At 73.1% G+C, this 14,202-nt stretch carries 19 protein-coding genes; 5 read left to right on the top strand and 14 right to left on the bottom strand.

Annotated elements, in window-relative coordinates; all coding sequences use genetic code 11:
• Positions 1 to 21: 21 nt before the first annotated feature.
• Complete coding sequence (locus tag AB0K67_RS28065) at positions 22 to 825, top strand: HAD family hydrolase (RefSeq protein WP_364066224.1); 804 nt, start codon at positions 22 to 24, stop codon at positions 823 to 825.
• Between the two features lie 157 nt (positions 826 to 982).
• Here the strand turns inward: AB0K67_RS28065 and AB0K67_RS28060 are convergent, their stop codons facing one another.
• The 5 genes from AB0K67_RS28060 to AB0K67_RS28040 form a co-directional block, all read right to left on the bottom strand.
• Positions 983 to 1,579 (bottom strand): hypothetical protein, encoded by a 597-nt coding sequence (locus AB0K67_RS28060; protein ID WP_364066221.1) that lies wholly within the window; start codon positions 1,577 to 1,579, stop codon positions 983 to 985.
• A gap of 43 nt (positions 1,580 to 1,622) precedes the next feature.
• Complete coding sequence (locus AB0K67_RS28055) at positions 1,623 to 2,249, bottom strand: TIGR00645 family protein (protein WP_364066218.1); 627 nt, start codon at positions 2,247 to 2,249, stop codon at positions 1,623 to 1,625.
• Positions 2,249 to 2,395: a hypothetical protein gene (locus tag AB0K67_RS28050; RefSeq protein WP_364066215.1), complete on the bottom strand. Its 147-nt coding sequence runs from the start codon at positions 2,393 to 2,395 to the stop codon at positions 2,249 to 2,251. Before AB0K67_RS28050 ends, AB0K67_RS28055 begins: the two co-directional genes overlap by 1 nt.
• 96 nt (positions 2,396 to 2,491) lie before the next feature.
• Positions 2,492 to 2,692, bottom strand: a complete 201-nt coding sequence (locus AB0K67_RS28045) for a hypothetical protein (protein WP_364066213.1) — start codon at positions 2,690 to 2,692, stop codon at positions 2,492 to 2,494.
• 72 nt (positions 2,693 to 2,764) lie between these two features.
• Positions 2,765 to 3,124: a helix-turn-helix domain-containing protein gene (locus AB0K67_RS28040; protein WP_364066210.1), complete on the bottom strand. Its 360-nt coding sequence runs from the start codon at positions 3,122 to 3,124 to the stop codon at positions 2,765 to 2,767.
• A gap of 103 nt (positions 3,125 to 3,227) precedes the next feature.
• Here AB0K67_RS28040 and AB0K67_RS28035 point away from each other — a divergent pair, with 103 nt between their 5' ends.
• Positions 3,228 to 4,046, top strand: coding sequence for an NAD(P)-binding domain-containing protein (locus tag AB0K67_RS28035; RefSeq protein ID WP_364066207.1), 819 nt, complete (start codon positions 3,228 to 3,230; stop codon positions 4,044 to 4,046).
• A gap of 115 nt (positions 4,047 to 4,161) precedes the next feature.
• On the top strand, positions 4,162 to 4,533 hold the full coding sequence (locus AB0K67_RS28030) for a hypothetical protein (protein WP_364066204.1): 372 nt from the start codon (positions 4,162 to 4,164) through the stop codon (positions 4,531 to 4,533).
• Between the two features lie 169 nt (positions 4,534 to 4,702).
• On the opposite strand, the gene nfi is transcribed toward AB0K67_RS28030, so the two are convergent.
• Positions 4,703 to 5,359, bottom strand: a complete 657-nt coding sequence (gene nfi / locus AB0K67_RS28025) for a deoxyribonuclease V (RefSeq protein ID WP_364066201.1) — start codon at positions 5,357 to 5,359, stop codon at positions 4,703 to 4,705.
• 45 nt (positions 5,360 to 5,404) lie between these two features.
• Between nfi and AB0K67_RS28020 the strand changes: the two genes are divergently transcribed.
• The gene (locus tag AB0K67_RS28020; RefSeq protein ID WP_364066198.1) at positions 5,405 to 6,595 is read left to right on the top strand and encodes an alpha/beta hydrolase; all 1,191 of its coding nucleotides are present in this window, start codon (positions 5,405 to 5,407) and stop codon (positions 6,593 to 6,595) included.
• A gap of 67 nt (positions 6,596 to 6,662) precedes the next feature.
• Here the strand turns inward: AB0K67_RS28020 and AB0K67_RS28015 are convergent, their stop codons facing one another.
• From AB0K67_RS28015 to AB0K67_RS28000, 4 genes are all read right to left on the bottom strand, one after another.
• Positions 6,663 to 7,379: a type 1 glutamine amidotransferase gene (locus AB0K67_RS28015; RefSeq protein ID WP_364066195.1), complete on the bottom strand. Its 717-nt coding sequence runs from the start codon at positions 7,377 to 7,379 to the stop codon at positions 6,663 to 6,665.
• A 122-nt stretch (positions 7,380 to 7,501) separates the two neighbouring features.
• On the bottom strand, positions 7,502 to 8,329 hold the full coding sequence (locus tag AB0K67_RS28010; RefSeq protein ID WP_364066192.1) for a bifunctional 5,10-methylenetetrahydrofolate dehydrogenase/5,10-methenyltetrahydrofolate cyclohydrolase: 828 nt from the start codon (positions 8,327 to 8,329) through the stop codon (positions 7,502 to 7,504).
• A 37-nt stretch (positions 8,330 to 8,366) separates the two neighbouring features.
• Entirely contained in the window at positions 8,367 to 8,972 is a 606-nt protein-coding gene (locus AB0K67_RS28005; protein WP_364066190.1) for a cyclodeaminase/cyclohydrolase family protein, read from the bottom strand.
• Between the two features lie 29 nt (positions 8,973 to 9,001).
• A complete protein-coding gene (locus tag AB0K67_RS28000; protein ID WP_364066188.1) occupies positions 9,002 to 9,523 on the bottom strand; it encodes a hypothetical protein in 522 nt (173 codons plus the stop codon).
• 170 nt (positions 9,524 to 9,693) lie between these two features.
• Between AB0K67_RS28000 and AB0K67_RS27995 the strand changes: the two genes are divergently transcribed.
• Positions 9,694 to 10,614 (top strand): superoxide dismutase, encoded by a 921-nt coding sequence (locus tag AB0K67_RS27995; protein WP_364066185.1) that lies wholly within the window; start codon positions 9,694 to 9,696, stop codon positions 10,612 to 10,614.
• Positions 10,615 to 10,665: 51 nt separating this feature from the next.
• Here AB0K67_RS27995 and AB0K67_RS27990 read toward each other — a convergent pair whose 3' ends face one another.
• The 4 genes from AB0K67_RS27990 to AB0K67_RS27975 all read right to left on the bottom strand — a co-directional run bounded on the left by AB0K67_RS27990 (position 10,666) and on the right by AB0K67_RS27975 (position 14,008).
• Positions 10,666 to 11,325 (bottom strand): FMN reductase, encoded by a 660-nt coding sequence (locus AB0K67_RS27990; protein WP_364066183.1) that lies wholly within the window; start codon positions 11,323 to 11,325, stop codon positions 10,666 to 10,668.
• Between the two features lie 33 nt (positions 11,326 to 11,358).
• On the bottom strand, positions 11,359 to 12,453 hold the full coding sequence (locus tag AB0K67_RS27985; RefSeq protein ID WP_364066699.1) for an LLM class flavin-dependent oxidoreductase: 1,095 nt from the start codon (positions 12,451 to 12,453) through the stop codon (positions 11,359 to 11,361).
• Between the two features lie 148 nt (positions 12,454 to 12,601).
• Positions 12,602 to 13,252 (bottom strand): epimerase, encoded by a 651-nt coding sequence (locus AB0K67_RS27980; RefSeq protein ID WP_364066180.1) that lies wholly within the window; start codon positions 13,250 to 13,252, stop codon positions 12,602 to 12,604.
• Between the two features lie 27 nt (positions 13,253 to 13,279).
• Positions 13,280 to 14,008, bottom strand: coding sequence for a helix-turn-helix domain-containing protein (locus AB0K67_RS27975; RefSeq protein ID WP_364066178.1), 729 nt, complete (start codon positions 14,006 to 14,008; stop codon positions 13,280 to 13,282).
• Positions 14,009 to 14,202 lie beyond the last annotated feature (194 nt).

Here is a 14,202-nt window from a genome sequence, read left to right as displayed (position 1 = left end):
CAAGTTTGGTAAATCACGTTTGTGACCTCCGCACCCTTTCCGCGCATTGTCGCCACCGACCTCGACGGCACGCTCCTCGCTTCCGACGGCACCGTCAGCCCGCGTACCAGGAAGGCGTTACAGGCGGCCCGCGCCGCCGGCGCCGAGATCGTCTTCGTCACCGCGCGGGCGCCGCGCGGCGTCAGGGAGGTCGCCCGGCAGGCGGGTGTGAACGGCACCGCCATCTGCAGCAACGGCGCCCTCGTCTACGACCTGGCCGCCGACGAGGTGGTCGGCAGCAGCCCGCTCGCCCCCGAGACGGCCCGCAAGGTCGCCGAGGCCCTGGCCAGGGCGCTGCCCGGCGCCGGCCTGGCGGTGGAGACGGGCACGAACGTGCTGGCCGAGGCCGCCTACACGCGGCGGGTCGCCCAGGACATCGCCGCCTATCGGGAGGTCGCCTCGGTCTTCGACGCCGATCAGCCCATCGTCAAGCTGCTCGCCATGTCGCCCGCGCACACGGCGGACGAGATGTACCAGGCCGTCGCCGACGAGGTCGGGGATCTGGCGGAGGTCACGTACTCGGGAACCGAGGGGCTGCTGGAGATCAGCGCCGCCGGGGTGAACAAGGCGTCCACGCTCGACCGGTTCTGCCGGGAGCGGGGGATCGGCGCGGGGGAGGTCGTGGCGTTCGGCGACATGCCCAACGACCTGGCGGTGCTGCTGTACGCGGGCATGGGCTACGCGATGGCCAACGCGCACCCGCTCGTGCTGGCGGCGGCGCCTCGCCGCACGCTCTCCAACGATGAGGACGGTGTCGCCGCCGTACTGGAGGCACTTCTGCCCTGAACCGGCTGCCCCGGCCGCGTGCGCTGCCGGTACGCCTGTCAGGCCGGGGGGTGCGGCGTGCCCGTTCGTGTGGAGGCGGTGGATGCGGCGTGTTCGCCGGCGCGTGGGGCCGGGGATGCGGCGTGCCCGCCCGCGCGGATGGCGGGCACGCACGGCGTCACGCGTCGTCGTCGGACACCCGCGACGCGCCGGGACAGGTCCCGGAGGACTTGCTGAGCACCGGCACCAGCCCGCCACAGGTGGTCACCGGGAACGACACCGGCTCGACGATCTCGTCATTGAAGACGGTGATGTCGCCGATCAGCGGGGTCGCGCCGGATGCCGGCGCGGGCTCGGCCGGCTCGGCTGGCTCTGCGGGCTCAGGCGGCTCTGCGGCGGGCGGCTCTGCGGTGGGTGCCGGTTCCGCCGCGGTCGCGGGTTGCGCGGGGGGTTGCGGCTGCGCGGCCGGCGCGGGTTGCGCGGGGGGTTGCGATTGTGCGGGCGGCGCGGGCTGCGCGGCGGGTTGCGGCGCCGCGGCGTTCACGGACGGCCCGGCCGGCTGCGGAAGCACGGTGGTCGCGGGCGGCTGCACCGGTTGCGGCAGCGCGTACGCGGGGGCGCCGCCGAGCAGCGCCATCGCCACGCCCGTGCCCACCAGCCCGGGGACCCGCGCCGCCGAGGCCCGCGTCCTGAGGACCGCGGCACCGAGGCGGGCGGAGCGCGTCACGATGGTGCGCGCGCCGAGGCGGGACGGCCCGGGAAGTCTCATTGCCACGGCCACCGCCTCTCCGGGCAGCGCCATGTGCCGCGCCGCCGGGTTAGGCGGCGGCCCTGCGCTCCTGCGATGCCTGCCCCGGCTGCTGCTCGCTGCTGCCGGTGCCCTGAAGGGGACGCCCACCCGCCATGATGCGGTCGATCCAGGCGAGTGCGAGCGCCGAGACGACGAAGGTCAGGTGGATCAGCGTTTTCCATATCAGCTCCCTGTCGGTGATGGTCGGACGGGCCGCGTTGATGAAGATCTGCAGGAGGTGGATCGAGGAGATGCCGATGATCGCCATGGCCAGCTTGACCTTGAGCACGTTGGCGTTCACATGCGAGAGCCACTGGGGCTGGTCGGGGTGTCCCTCGATGCGCAACCGGGAGACGAACGTCTCGTAGCCGCCGATGATGACCATGATGAGCAGGTTGGAGATCATCACGACGTCCACGAGACCGAGGACGATCAGCATCACGGTGGTCTCCGGCGGCGTGCCGCCGAAGCCCAGGTGGACCAGGTGGACCAGCTCCGCCATGAAGCGCCATACGTAGACGACCTGGGCCACGATCAGCCCCAGGTAGAGCGGCACCTGGATCCATCGGCTGAGGAACATCACATAGCCGACGTGCCGGACCGGTGAGTGGGCCCCGGCCTTGGCGCCGGCCACGGGCACTTGCGCGAGACGCACTACGACGTCAGGACGTTGATGTGCTGGATGAAGGTCTGCATCTCAATGAGCGGGGGATCCAGCGCGCCGAGCGTGTCGACGAGGATCGGGGGCACACCGGACGCCAGCACCAGGGCGGTGGCGGCCGTCAGGACTCGTACCTTCAACGGAACTCCTTGCTGCTGCGCTTCGATGGCTGGGACCGGACGGTGTGCGGTGCCGTCAGTGCCGGTGTCGAGGGGTGGTCCCTGGCCGGCGTCGCGTCAGGGCGCCAGGCAGCCCGTGAGGGGGAGCTCGGTCGTCAGGGCGGCCGGGTCGAGCAGCCCGCCGACGTCGGTGGCAGCGGTGAGGCAATCGAGCACCACGGCCGGGTCGATGACGGCGTGCGACGCGGGCGCGGTCGCCAGCATGAAGCCGCCGGCGGCGGCCACGGCGACGGCTGCCCTGCGCAAAGCGAATCGCATGAAACCTCCTGGGTAACGGTGTGGAACATCCTCCAACTGACTACTTAGAGTAGTCAATTGGTAACGCTGAGTCTATGGCGCGTCACGAGAACGCATGGCATCCATCCGCTCCTGCGCCGCCATCACCTCGTCGGCGTGGTCGAACGCCCATTCGCCGAACGCCTCGATCGGCGGCAGCAGGGAGCGGCCGAGCGGCGTGAGCTCGTACTCGACCCTGGGCGGGGCCTCTGCGTAGGCGTGGCGGGCCACCAGGCCGTTGTACTCCAGGCGGCGCAGCGTCTCGGTCAGCACCTTGGTCCTGATGCCGCCGATCTCCTCGCGCAACTGCCCCGGCCGGCGCGGGCCGTGCCGCAGCGCCCACAGCACGACCGCGTTCCACGTGTTGCCCAGCAGGTCGAAGGCCAGCCTGGCCTGGCAGTCGGCGAGGAACAACGGGGGCCTCCGATAGGCACCGAATGGTGCGCAACGTGCTTCCTACTGTCCTCCTCAACGGTAAAGCCCCACATCGGGGACTCATGGCAGGAGGGCATGACATATGAGGATCGGGATCCTGGGCGCGGGCGGCATGGCGGACGCTCTGGGCACGCAGTGGGCACGTGCCGGGCACGCGGTGATGATCAGCGGCCGCGACGCGGCACGCACCGCCGAACGAGCCGCCACCATGACCGCCGCCGCCGCCGACCGGACGGCCGCCGAGCGAGCCGCCACCATGACCGCCGCCGCCGACCGGACGGCCGCCGAGAGCGCCGCCGCCGCTGAAGGGGCGGTCGCTTCCGCCGAGCGCGGGATCGCCGCAACCACCCCCGCTCGTCGGAGCGGCTCGCCCGACAGCCTCGCGACCGGAGCCGGGCGCGTGGAGGCGGGGTCGTTCGGGGAGGCGGCCGCGTTCGGCGAGGTCGTCATGGTGGCGGTCAGGGAGGCGGGTCTGCTGGACACGCTCAGAGCCACCGGTACGGCCCTGCGCGGCAAGCCGCTCATCGACGTCGTCAACACCGCCGACATCTACGCCTACGACCCCACCCGCCCGATCGCCAGGCTGATCGCCGACGTCACCGGCGGGCACGTGGTGAAGGCGTTCAACCTGTGCCACGTGGACGTGTGGCGGATGACTCCGCCGGTGTTCGACGGCCGGCCGCTTGCGGTGCCGCTGTGCGGCGACGACGAGGAGGCGCTGGCGGCCGCCCGCACGCTGGTCGCCGACCTCGGCTGCACCCCCGTGGACGGCGGCGGCCTCGACCGGGCGATGCTGCTGGAGGCGACGGCGGCTTTCGTGATCGGCCTGTGGTTCGGCGGCGCCGACGCCCAGGCGATACTCCCGCCGCTGGCCGCGTCGGGCGCGCACGGCCGGGGCTGACCGCGCGTACGACCGGTGGTGTAGAGGCGATCGCGACGTACGGCGGATGCCCGCAGCGCCGCCCGCCGAGATGCTGATGTTCTTCGTTCAGCGGTCGGTCAGAAGGAGAAGTCGAGTGGTCACCGAGGTCGCACAGAAGAGCGGGTACGCAACCACGTTCAAGGTCGTCGCCGCGCTCAACGCGCTCGTCGTGCTGCTCCAGGCGGTGACGGCCGGGCAGCTCATGAGCGGGGGAGCGGGGGACCTGCACGGCCTGGGGTCGTTCGCGGTGCACCTGCTGGGGCTGGCCCTGCTCGTCGCGGGCGTGCTGCTGTGGCGGCCTGGGCGGGGCGCCGGGTGGCCGGCGGTGGCGAGCGCGGCGGTGCTGCTGCTCGGGTTCGTCCAGTCGGCGGCGGGCGGCTCCGGGGCGATGGCGCTGCACGTGCCGCTCGCAATGACGCTGTTCGGCCTCAGCATCTGGCTCGTGGTCTGGTCCTGGCGCCGCTGACCCTTCCGGGACGCGGCCGCCCGGACCGCACGGGGACCGGGCCCGGGTGGCCGTACGGGCGCACCTGGCCGAGCCGGGCGGGTCACGGCCGACGGGGGCGTCACGGGGTCGGCCAGGGAGCGATGGGCGGGGCGTCAGGGGGTTGGCCAGATACCGGTGGGCGGGGGCGTCAGGGGTGGCGGGCCAGGTGGTCGGCGTGGCGGATCGGTTCGGGCAGGCGGTAGCGGGCGGCCAGGTGGAGCACCTGCTCGGTGGCGACGTCCAGCGAGATGCGGTGGCCCTGCGACACGTACACCGGCTTGACGCCCCGCCGCGTACGCAGGGCGCGCCCCACCACGGCGCCCTCGTGCACGATCGGCGTCCAGGAGCCGCGCTCCTCCCCGGGCGGCTCGTGCGTGCCCACGAACGGCGTCTTGCCCACGCCGAGCGACGGCAGCCCGGTCAGCACGCCCAGGTGGCACGCCAGGCCGAAGCCGCGCGGGTGCGCGAGTCCGTACCCGTCGCAGACCAGCAGGTCGGGCGTGGTCGTGAGCCGTTCCAGCGCGGTCACGAGCGCGGGCAGCTCGCGGAAGGCGAACAGGCCCGGCACGTACGGAAACGCCGCCTCCCCGTGCGCCACCACCTGCTCGACCGGCTCCAGCGTGGCGGCGTCCAGCACGACCACGGCGGCCGTCAGCGCGTCGCCGCCCCTGTAGTGCACGTCGAGCCCCGCGACCAGCGTGAACGTGTCCGGCCCGGTCAGCTCGACCCTGGACCTCAGCCGGTCCTGGATGGCCTCGGCCTCGGCGATGCCGGCCGGCCACGGATGAAGCCGCTTCACACGCACCCGCCTAAGCTATCCCGTCGCCCGCCCTCTGTAGGGTCGGGGATCATGAGCGAGGTCCTGGTGGTGGTCGGCCGTGGCGTGCCGGCCGACGCGCGGCTGCTCGACGAGATCGCCGAACGCGAGTTCGCCGCCCAGGAGGTGACGGGCGCCGTCGTCCACGCCCGCGACACCGCCCACCTGCGGTCGCTGCTGGCGGAGCGCGAGACCGCGGTGGTGCTGCCCGGCCCTGGCGACCGCGCCCTCGCCGGCCGGGTGCCCGAGCCGCCGGTGACGGTGTGGGTGGACATCGAACGCACGGACACCGCCCCGGCGCACGTCCGGCGCATTCAGGGGCGCGGCGTCCAGGGGCTGGCGTGGGGCATCCGCCACGCCGTGCACCGCATGCGCCACCCCGGCATCCTGCGCGTCCCCTACGGCCCCGCCCCCGACCAGTGGGCGGACCTCTACCTCCCGCAGCCATCGGCTCACGGCACCCGGCCGGCGGCCCCCGCGTCAGATGCCGGTGACCGGCCGAGTGCCGGGGTCCGGTCGGTGAAGCCGGCGTCCGGCCACCACTGCCTACCGGACCCCGCGCCAGGCGCGGCCGGTCCCCCTGTGGTGACGTTGATTCACGGCGGTTACTGGCGGTCGATCTGGGCGGCCGACCTCATGGAGCCGCTCTGCGCGGACCTGCTCCAGCGCGGCTTCGCGGTCTGGAACGTCGAGTACCGCCGCCCAGACCTGCACGGCTGGGACGCCACCACCGAGGACGTCGCCACCGCCCTGTCCACCCTCCACACCACGGCGAGAGGGGAGATGGACCTGAGCAGGGTGGCCGTGGCGGGGCACTCGGCGGGAGGCCAGCTCGCGCTGCGGGCGGCGGCGGACGGAGCGGGCGTGGCCCTGGCGGTGTCGCTGGCGGGCGTGCTCGACCTCGAGGCGGGCGACCGCCGCTGGCTCAGCGCCGGAGCCGTCGCCCATGCCCTCGGCCACCCGTCGCACGAGCCGGGCACCGGCCGGTACGCCGCGTCGTCCCCGCTGCTGCGCGTCCCCCTGGGCGTGCCGCAGCTCGTCGTCCAGGGCGCGGAGGACGATCTTGACCTGGTCGACTTCTCCCGCCGCTACGCGGTGGCGGCCAGGGCGGCGGGCGACGACGTGACGTACCTGGAACTGCCCGGCCACCACTTCGACGTGATCAACCCCGAGAGCCCGATCTGGCGGGCCACCGCGAGCGCCATCACCGCCGCGCTCGCCTGACCGGGAGGCGGCCGGTGCGGCTGCTCCTTGAGCAACGCCTGCGCGAAGCTCTTGGCCCGGCCGCGGGTCACGCCCGCCCGGCGGAGGCGGGGGAGGACGCGGCGCCGGCGGTCAGGGCGGCGAAGCGTCCGGCCACCCGCCGCCAGACCGGCGTGGACACCGGCTCGTCGGCCACGGCCTGCGCGTAGACCTCCTCGGGGTCGAACCCGTCGGCCCGCCACTGGCGTACGCGCTCGGGCAGCACCTCCGGATGGAACTGCACGCCCCACGCCCGCTCGCCCACCCGGAACGCCTGATACGGGCAGCGCTCGGTCTCGGCGAGATGGACGGCGCCGTCGGGCAGCCGGGTCACGGCGTCCTTGTGGTGCTCGATGGCGGGCACGACGGGCGGCAGGCCGTGAAAGAGCGGATCTTCGGCCGCCTCGGCGCGGATGGTGACGGGCAGGCTGCCGTTCTCGGGCAGGCCGGTGTCGCCGGTCACCTCGCCGCCCGCCACCTCGGCCAGCATCTGACCGCCCAGGCAGATGCCGAACAGCGGCACCTCGTCGGCCAGCGCCTGCCCCATGAGCCGGCGGGCGTCCGCCAGCCAGGGCGCGCGGTGGTCGTCGCCCGGCAGGTAGCCGCCGCCGAGCATGATCAGGGCGTCGTGCTCCAGCCGCTGGGGGAGCGCGGCGCCCTCGTGGGCGGGCACCACGTCGAGCCGCAGCCCTGACTCGGCCAGCCAGTCGCCCAGGCGGCCGGGGCCGCCGCTCCTGCTGTTCTGGATGATGAGGACGTCAGGCAACGCCGGCCTCCAAACACAAAGGGGTGAAAACAGCGGCGGGGACGGGTCAGCGCTGACCCCGCCGTACGGGCACGGTCGAATCAAACACGGGTCGGATCAGGCACGATCACACAGGGGCACGGTCACGGCAGGTTGGCCGCCCTGGCGGTGTGGCGCAGCAGCAGCGCGGTGGTCACCGGCCCGACGCCTCCGGGCACCGGGGTGAGCGCACCGGCCACGTCGGCGACCGCGGCGGCGTCGACGTCTCCGGTGAGCCCGCCCTCCTCGGTGGGGTTGGTGCCCACATCGATCACCACCGCGCCCGCAGCCACGTGGCCGCGGCCGATCAGCCCGGCCCGGCCGGCGGCGGCGACCAGCACGTCGGCCTGCGAGGTGACGGCGGCGAGGTCACGGGTGCGCGAGTGGGCGACGGTGACCGTGGCGTGCCGGTCGAGCAGCAGGTGGGCGACCGGCTTGCCGACCACGGTCGAGCGGCCGACCACGACGGCGCGGCGCCCCTCGAGCGGCACCTCGTAGTGGTCGAGCAGCGCCAGCACGGCGGCGGCCGTGGCGGGCGGGAACGCGGGCAGCCCGGCGGCGAGCCTGCCGAGCGAGAGCGGGTTGGCGCCGTCGACGTCTTTGCGCGGGTCGATGGCGGCGGCCAGCTCCTGCGCCGACGCGCCGGCGGGCAGCGGGGTCTGCAGCATCACGCCGTGGACGTCGGGGGCGGCGGAGAGCCTGGCCAGCGTCTCGCCGATCTGGTCGGCGGCCGCCTCGGGGCCGAGATCGACGACGTCGCAGGCGATGCCGACGCCGGCCGCCGCCTTGGCGATGGAGCGGACGTACCACAGGCTCGCCTCGTCGGCGGTCGCCACCACCATGGCCAGCCGCGGCTGCGGGCCGGCGGCGGCCTCGGCCTGCGCCTGGGCTCTGATGGCGGCCGCCAGGTCCTTGCCGGTCAGCGTCTTCAACGGTCGTCTCGCCCCTTGCTCTCGCGCGCCGCTGCCGTCACGGCTTGATCTGCTCGCGTACCTCGGCGGTCACCCAGTCTGCCTTGGCGACGGCGGCGTCGACACCGGACAGGCGGATGTTCAGCTTCTCGCGTACTTGCTCGTCCTTGATGCCGCCGAGGTTGATCTCGACGTTGACCCGGCCCGTGGTGAGCGCGGCGCGGGCGGCCTCGGCGGCGGCGGCCACATCGCTGAGCACGTTGCGGTTGCAGATCGGCAGCAGCACCTCGCACAGCTCGACCACCCGCGCGGCGGCCTCGATGACCCGGGCGGGCGGCTCGGCCGCGCCGGCCAGCGCCCTGGCGATGGTGGCGCTGCGCTCCTCTCCCTTGGGCAGCCGGTAGGCGTCGGTGACGGCGGTGAAGGCGGCCGCGTCCTCCTCGGCCAGCTTCAGCGCCCGCGCCCGCAGCGTGTCGGTCTCGGCGATCACGGCGGTGACGGTCTCGGCGTGGCCGGCGTACTTCTCGCCCGTGGTGTAGCGGGCCACCATGCCGAGCAGCGCGGCGGCCTGGGCGGCGTGCAGGGCCGCCGTGGCGCCGCCGCCGGGCGCGGGGACCCGGCCGGCCAGTTCGGTGAGGAAGCCGTCGATCGTCATGTCGCGCATGACGGCCATTCAACCAGGCGGGGCGCTGCCTACTCGCGGTACATCGGCCGCGTGGCGTCCTCGGGCAGGCCGGTGGACGGCGGCAGGTAGGGCGACGGCGCCGACTGCCACTGCCCGTCGTAGGCGTCCGCTTCCTGAGGGCGGCCCCGCCACCGCGACGGGAACGTGGAGACGGCCAGCAGCGCCACCCCGAGCAGGAACAGCAGCCCCGAGTAGGTCACCGTCATGAAGCCGCTCCGCAGGGAGGACGGCAGCAGACCGTCGGGCAGCAGCCGCACGCCCGTGGCCATCTCGGCGAACGGCAGCGCGCCCAGCCCGGTGAAGGCGAGCCCGCCGAGCAGCGAGGCGACGGGCGACAGGCGCGAGCCGAGCAGCAAGGCCAGGAGGATCCCCGAGGCGGCCAGCACCACGATCCCGGTCCAGGAGAGCCGGAAGTCCCGCTGGGCGGTGAGTGACAGCTCGCCCACGCCGTACCAGAGGCCGGCGGCGAGCAGCGGCGGCAGGAGCAGCCCGGCGAGCACTCCCAGGACGTGACGGGCACCGTTTGTCATGATCTACCCCGTTTGGTTGGCTCCGTCCCAACCTACTCGCCGCGATCGCCCGCCGCAGGACCCACGCCGCAGACTTCTCAAAAGCCGGGCAGGTGAGAACATTCTGAAAACTCCGTGAGAAGCCGTTCACGGGGCTTTGCCGCGGCAGGTGGCGCGTGCATCGTGGGCGCATGAGATCCGCGATCCCCAAGACCGCACTCAGCGCGTTCACCGCGGCCCTGCTCGGCGCCACGCTGCACGGCGGGCCCGCGCAGGCGGCGACGCGACCCGGCACCTTCCCCCTCCCCAACGGCTTCCAGCCGGAGGGCATCGCGATCGCCGGCGGCCACGCCTACTTCGGCTCGCGCGCCACCGGCGACATCTACCGGGCCGACCTGCGCACCGGCAGGGGCAAGGTGATCACCAAGGGGCCCGGCACGCCGTCGCTCGGCCTGGAGACCGACGGGCGCGGGCGGCTGTTCGTGGCCGGCGGCAGCGGCGGCGACGCCCGGGTGGTCGATCTGCGCACCGGGAAGGTGCTCAAGTCGTACCGGCTCGCCACCGGCACGTCGTTCGTCAACGACGTGATCATCGCCGGCGGCGCCGCCTACTTCACCGACTCCAGCAACCCCGTCCTGTACAAGCTGGACCTCGGCAGGGGCTGCAGGCTGCCGGAGGAGGCGGTGAAGATCCCGCTCAGCGGTGCCATCCAGTACGGCGACGGCATCAACGCCAACGGCATCGTGCGCAGCCCCGACGGCCGCTCGCTGCTGATCGTCCAGTCGAACACCGGCAAGCTGTTCGAGGTGAACCCGAAGTCCGGGGCCACCACGGAGGTCCGGCTCGGCGATGTGAGCCTGGTCAACGGCGACGGCCTGCTGCTGTCCGGCCGCACCCTGTACGCCGTGCAGAACCGCGACAACTCGATCGCCGTGATCAAGCTGGCGCCCGACGGCGGCTCCGGAAAGCTCGTCAGGCGGATCACGCATCCGAAGTTCGACGTGCCGACCACGGTCGCCGCCCGCGGCCACCAGCTCTACCTGCCCAACGCCCGCTTCACCACCACCCCCGGCCCCGACACGACGTACGACGTCGTCTCGGTCAAGCGCTGAGCGTCCTCCCCGGGACGCGCGATCGCGTCCCGGGGAGCTCTCCGCCGCCGGTCACTCGCGGTGACCGTTGCCCGCCGCGGAGCTCCGGCCGTCCGGGCGCAGCGCGGCGAGCTGCTCCTCGAACGGCACGACCTCATCGGGCTCACCCGCCTTGCCGGGCCGGCGGGGCGCGCGGTTCGCCAGCAGCGCGGCCAGCTCGTCGGCGGCGCGCTCGATGCGCTCGCTCAGCCCGTCGGTGAACGCGTCCTTGCCGCCGCCCCAGTCCTCAGGAGCCGCGTACACGGCGGTCGGCACCACCACGGCCCGCAGGTACGCAAACAGCGGCCGCAGCGCGTGATCGAGCGCCAGTGAGTGCCTGGCGGTGCCGCCGGTGGCCGCGATGAGCACCGGCTTGCCGGTCAGCGCGGTGTTGTCGATCACGTCGAAGAAGCTCTTGAACAGCCCGCTGTAGGAGCCGCTGAAGATCGGCGTGACCGCGACGAGCCCGTCCGCCTCCGTCACGGTCTCCAGGGCGGCGCGCAGCCTGGCGCCGGGGAAGCCGGTGACGAACGCGTTGGCGATGTCCACGGCCAGGTCGCGCAGCTCCACGTTGCGGACCTCGGCCGCCTCACCGGCGCCGGCCCGCCGCGCCACCGCCTCGCCCAGGCGGTCGCCGAGCAGGCGGGTGGAGGACGGCTGGGTCAGTCCCGCCGTGACGACGGCAAGCTTCATGAGGGTCGTCTCCTTTCCGGAGGATGCGGGGGGTCAGGCGCCGACGGCGGCCGAGGCGTTCTTCGCCGCCACCAGCGAGGCGTGCGTGGGCGCGTCGGGCACCCCGGCAGGGCGGTCCTTGGCGAACTCCTTGCGCAGCACCGGCACGACCTCCTCGCCGAGGATGTCGAGCTGCTCCAGCACGGTCTTCAGCGGCAGCCCCGCGTGGTCCATGAGGAAGAGCTGGCGCTGGTAGTCGCCGAAGAACTCCCTGAACTCCAGCGTCCTGTCGATGACCTGCTGCGGGCTGCCCACGGTGAGCGGGGTCTCGGCCATGAACTCCTCCAGCGAGGGCCCGTGGCCGTAGACGGGGGCGACGTCGAAGTACGGGCGGAACTCGCGTACCGCGTCCTGGGAGTTCTTGCGCATGAACACCTGGCCGCCGAGCCCCACGATGGCCTGCTCCGGCGTGCCGTGGCCATAGTGGGCGTAGCGCTCCCGGTAGAGGTTGATCAGGCGCATGAAGTGCTCCTTCGGCCAGAAGATGTTGTTGGCGAAGAAGCCGTCGCCGTAGTAGGCGGCCTGCTCGGCGATCTCGGGGCTGCGGATCGAGCCGTGCCAGACGAACGGCGGCACGCCGTCGAGCGGGCGCGGGGTGCTGGTGAAGCCCTGCAGCGGCGTACGGAAGCGGCCCTCCCAGTCGACCACGTCCTCGCGCCACAGCCGGTGCAGCAGCGCGTAGTTCTCCACGGCGAGCGGGATGCCCTGCCGGATGTCCTGGCCGAACCACGGGTAGACCGGCCCGGTGTTGCCGCGGCCCAGCATGAGGTCCACCCGCCCGTCGGCGAGGTGCTGCAGCATCGCGTAGTCTTCGGCGATCTTCACGGGGTCGTTGGTGGTGATCAACGTGGTGGCGGTGGAGAGCAGCAGGCGTTCGGTCCTGGCCGCGATGTAGCCGAGCAGGGTGGTGGGGGAGGACGGGACGAAGGGCGGGTTGTGGTGCTCGCCGGTCGCGAACACGTCGAGGCCCACCTCTTCCGCCTTGAGGGCGATCGCCACCATCGCCTTGATGCGCTCGTGCTCCGTCGGGGTCCTGCCGGTGGTGGGATCGGTGGTCACGTCACCCACGCTGAAGATGCCGAACTGCACGTTGGTCACCATCCATGACTGTTGAATATTTGACGGCTACCGTAGCGCGGGAGCACGCCGCGATATTCCATCATCGGGCATCCCTCGTAAACGACTCATGCGGAAGAGGGCCGGTCAGAGGGCGTTGACGACCGTGTGGAGCGGCGGGTCAGAGGGCGTTGATGTCGGCGGGGCCGAGGATCCGCTTGGCCGCGCCATGCTCGGCCACCGCGATCATCGCCTGCCCGATGCGTTCCGTCGTGGTCACCTCCTCGGCGAACAGCTTCCGCAGGAGCGGCCAGAGCGGCCTGGTCACCATGTACGCCACCCGGTACAGCGGCGTCTGCGGGGTCACGCCGTGCAGCGGCTGGATGTAGCCGGGCCGGAACACGTACGCCGCCAGCGGCAGCTCCAGCAGCGCGTTCTCGGTCTCGCCCTTCACCCGGGCCCACATGGCCCGCGCGCCGGCGTCGGTGCCCGCGCCCGAGACGTACACGAAGGCCGATCCCGGGTTGAGCCGGGCCAGCGTCCGTCCGGCCGCCAGCGCGAAGTCGTAGGTGACCCTGCGGTAGTCGGGCTCGCGCATGCCGGCCGAGGACACCCCGAGGCAGTAGAAGCAGGCGTCGTGGCCGCGCAGCTCGTCCTCGATCGGGCCCAGGTCGGTGAGGCCGGCGTGCCGGATCTCGCGCAGCTTCGGGTGAGGAACGCCCGTGGGGCGGCGGCCGACCGCGAGCACGGCCGTGACCCGCTCGTCGGCCAGGCACTCCCTGAGCACGCCCTGCCCGATCATGCCGGTCGCCCCGAACAGGATCACCCTCATGCCGCTGTCCTACCCTCAGGCGGGCGATCACGCGAGGTCGCGGGCGGCCTCGGCGAGGCGGGCGCGGGCGCGCGCGGGGACGCTCAGCCCGCGGGCCGAGATGCCGACGGCCCACGACGTGCCGGGCACCACCGCGCCCGCGCAGGCCACCTCGTCCCTGAACTGCCCGTGCTCCTCCACCACCTCGCCGGGGCATAAGCCGGCCAGCTCCGCCTCGACGTCCTCAACGCTGGTGGGGGTCGCCGAGGTGAAGCGCGGCAGGCCGTACTCGGTCAGGACCTCGCGCCGCACCCGCGGCGGCAGCGCGAGCAGCAGCGCCTTGCCGAGCGCGGTGGCGTGCGGCGCGGCCTCCAATCCGGCCCGCAGGTCCTCAAGCCACGGCGAGCGCGGCCCCTCGGCCACGTCGAGCACGACCAGCCGCCCGCCCACGAGCTGCGCCAGGTACGCCGTGTGCCCCGTCACGGCCGCCAGGTGACGCAGCACCACCGAGGCGCGGGGCGGGCGGTCGAAGGCGTCGATCATCTCGTGGAACCGCTCGGCGACCTTGGAACCCGGCAGGTAGTCGCCGTCGGGGCATCGATGGAGGTAACCCTCGTAGCACAAGGTGCGGACGAGGTGATAGGAGGTCGACAGGGTCAGCCCGCACCGGCGTGCGATGACCTTGACGGACAGCGGCCGGTCGGCGCGCGAGACCTCCTCCAGGACGCGAAGGGCGCGGGAGACGCTGCGGATCAGATCGCTGGGTTCTTCGGTCATCCCTCAAGCATGTGCGCTATCTGAAAATCGGACGCCTACCCCAGGCGGCACACCCGTCCGGCGAAGAGGCCACGCCGGGGCTACCGCTGTGGGCCGGTGCGGTTCTGGTGACCGTGCGCCGGCACTGCTCCTCCACCGGCTCCACGCTGCGCCGCCCGTCCGGGGAAGTGCGCCTCGGCCGGCGATCTCCTGCG

Origin of the sequence: Nonomuraea sp. NPDC052634, assembly GCF_040678535.1 — a bacterium.
GTDB classification, from domain to species: domain Bacteria; phylum Actinomycetota; class Actinomycetes; order Streptosporangiales; family Streptosporangiaceae; genus Nonomuraea; species Nonomuraea fastidiosa.
This window is presented reverse-complemented; position numbering and strand designations above follow the sequence as displayed.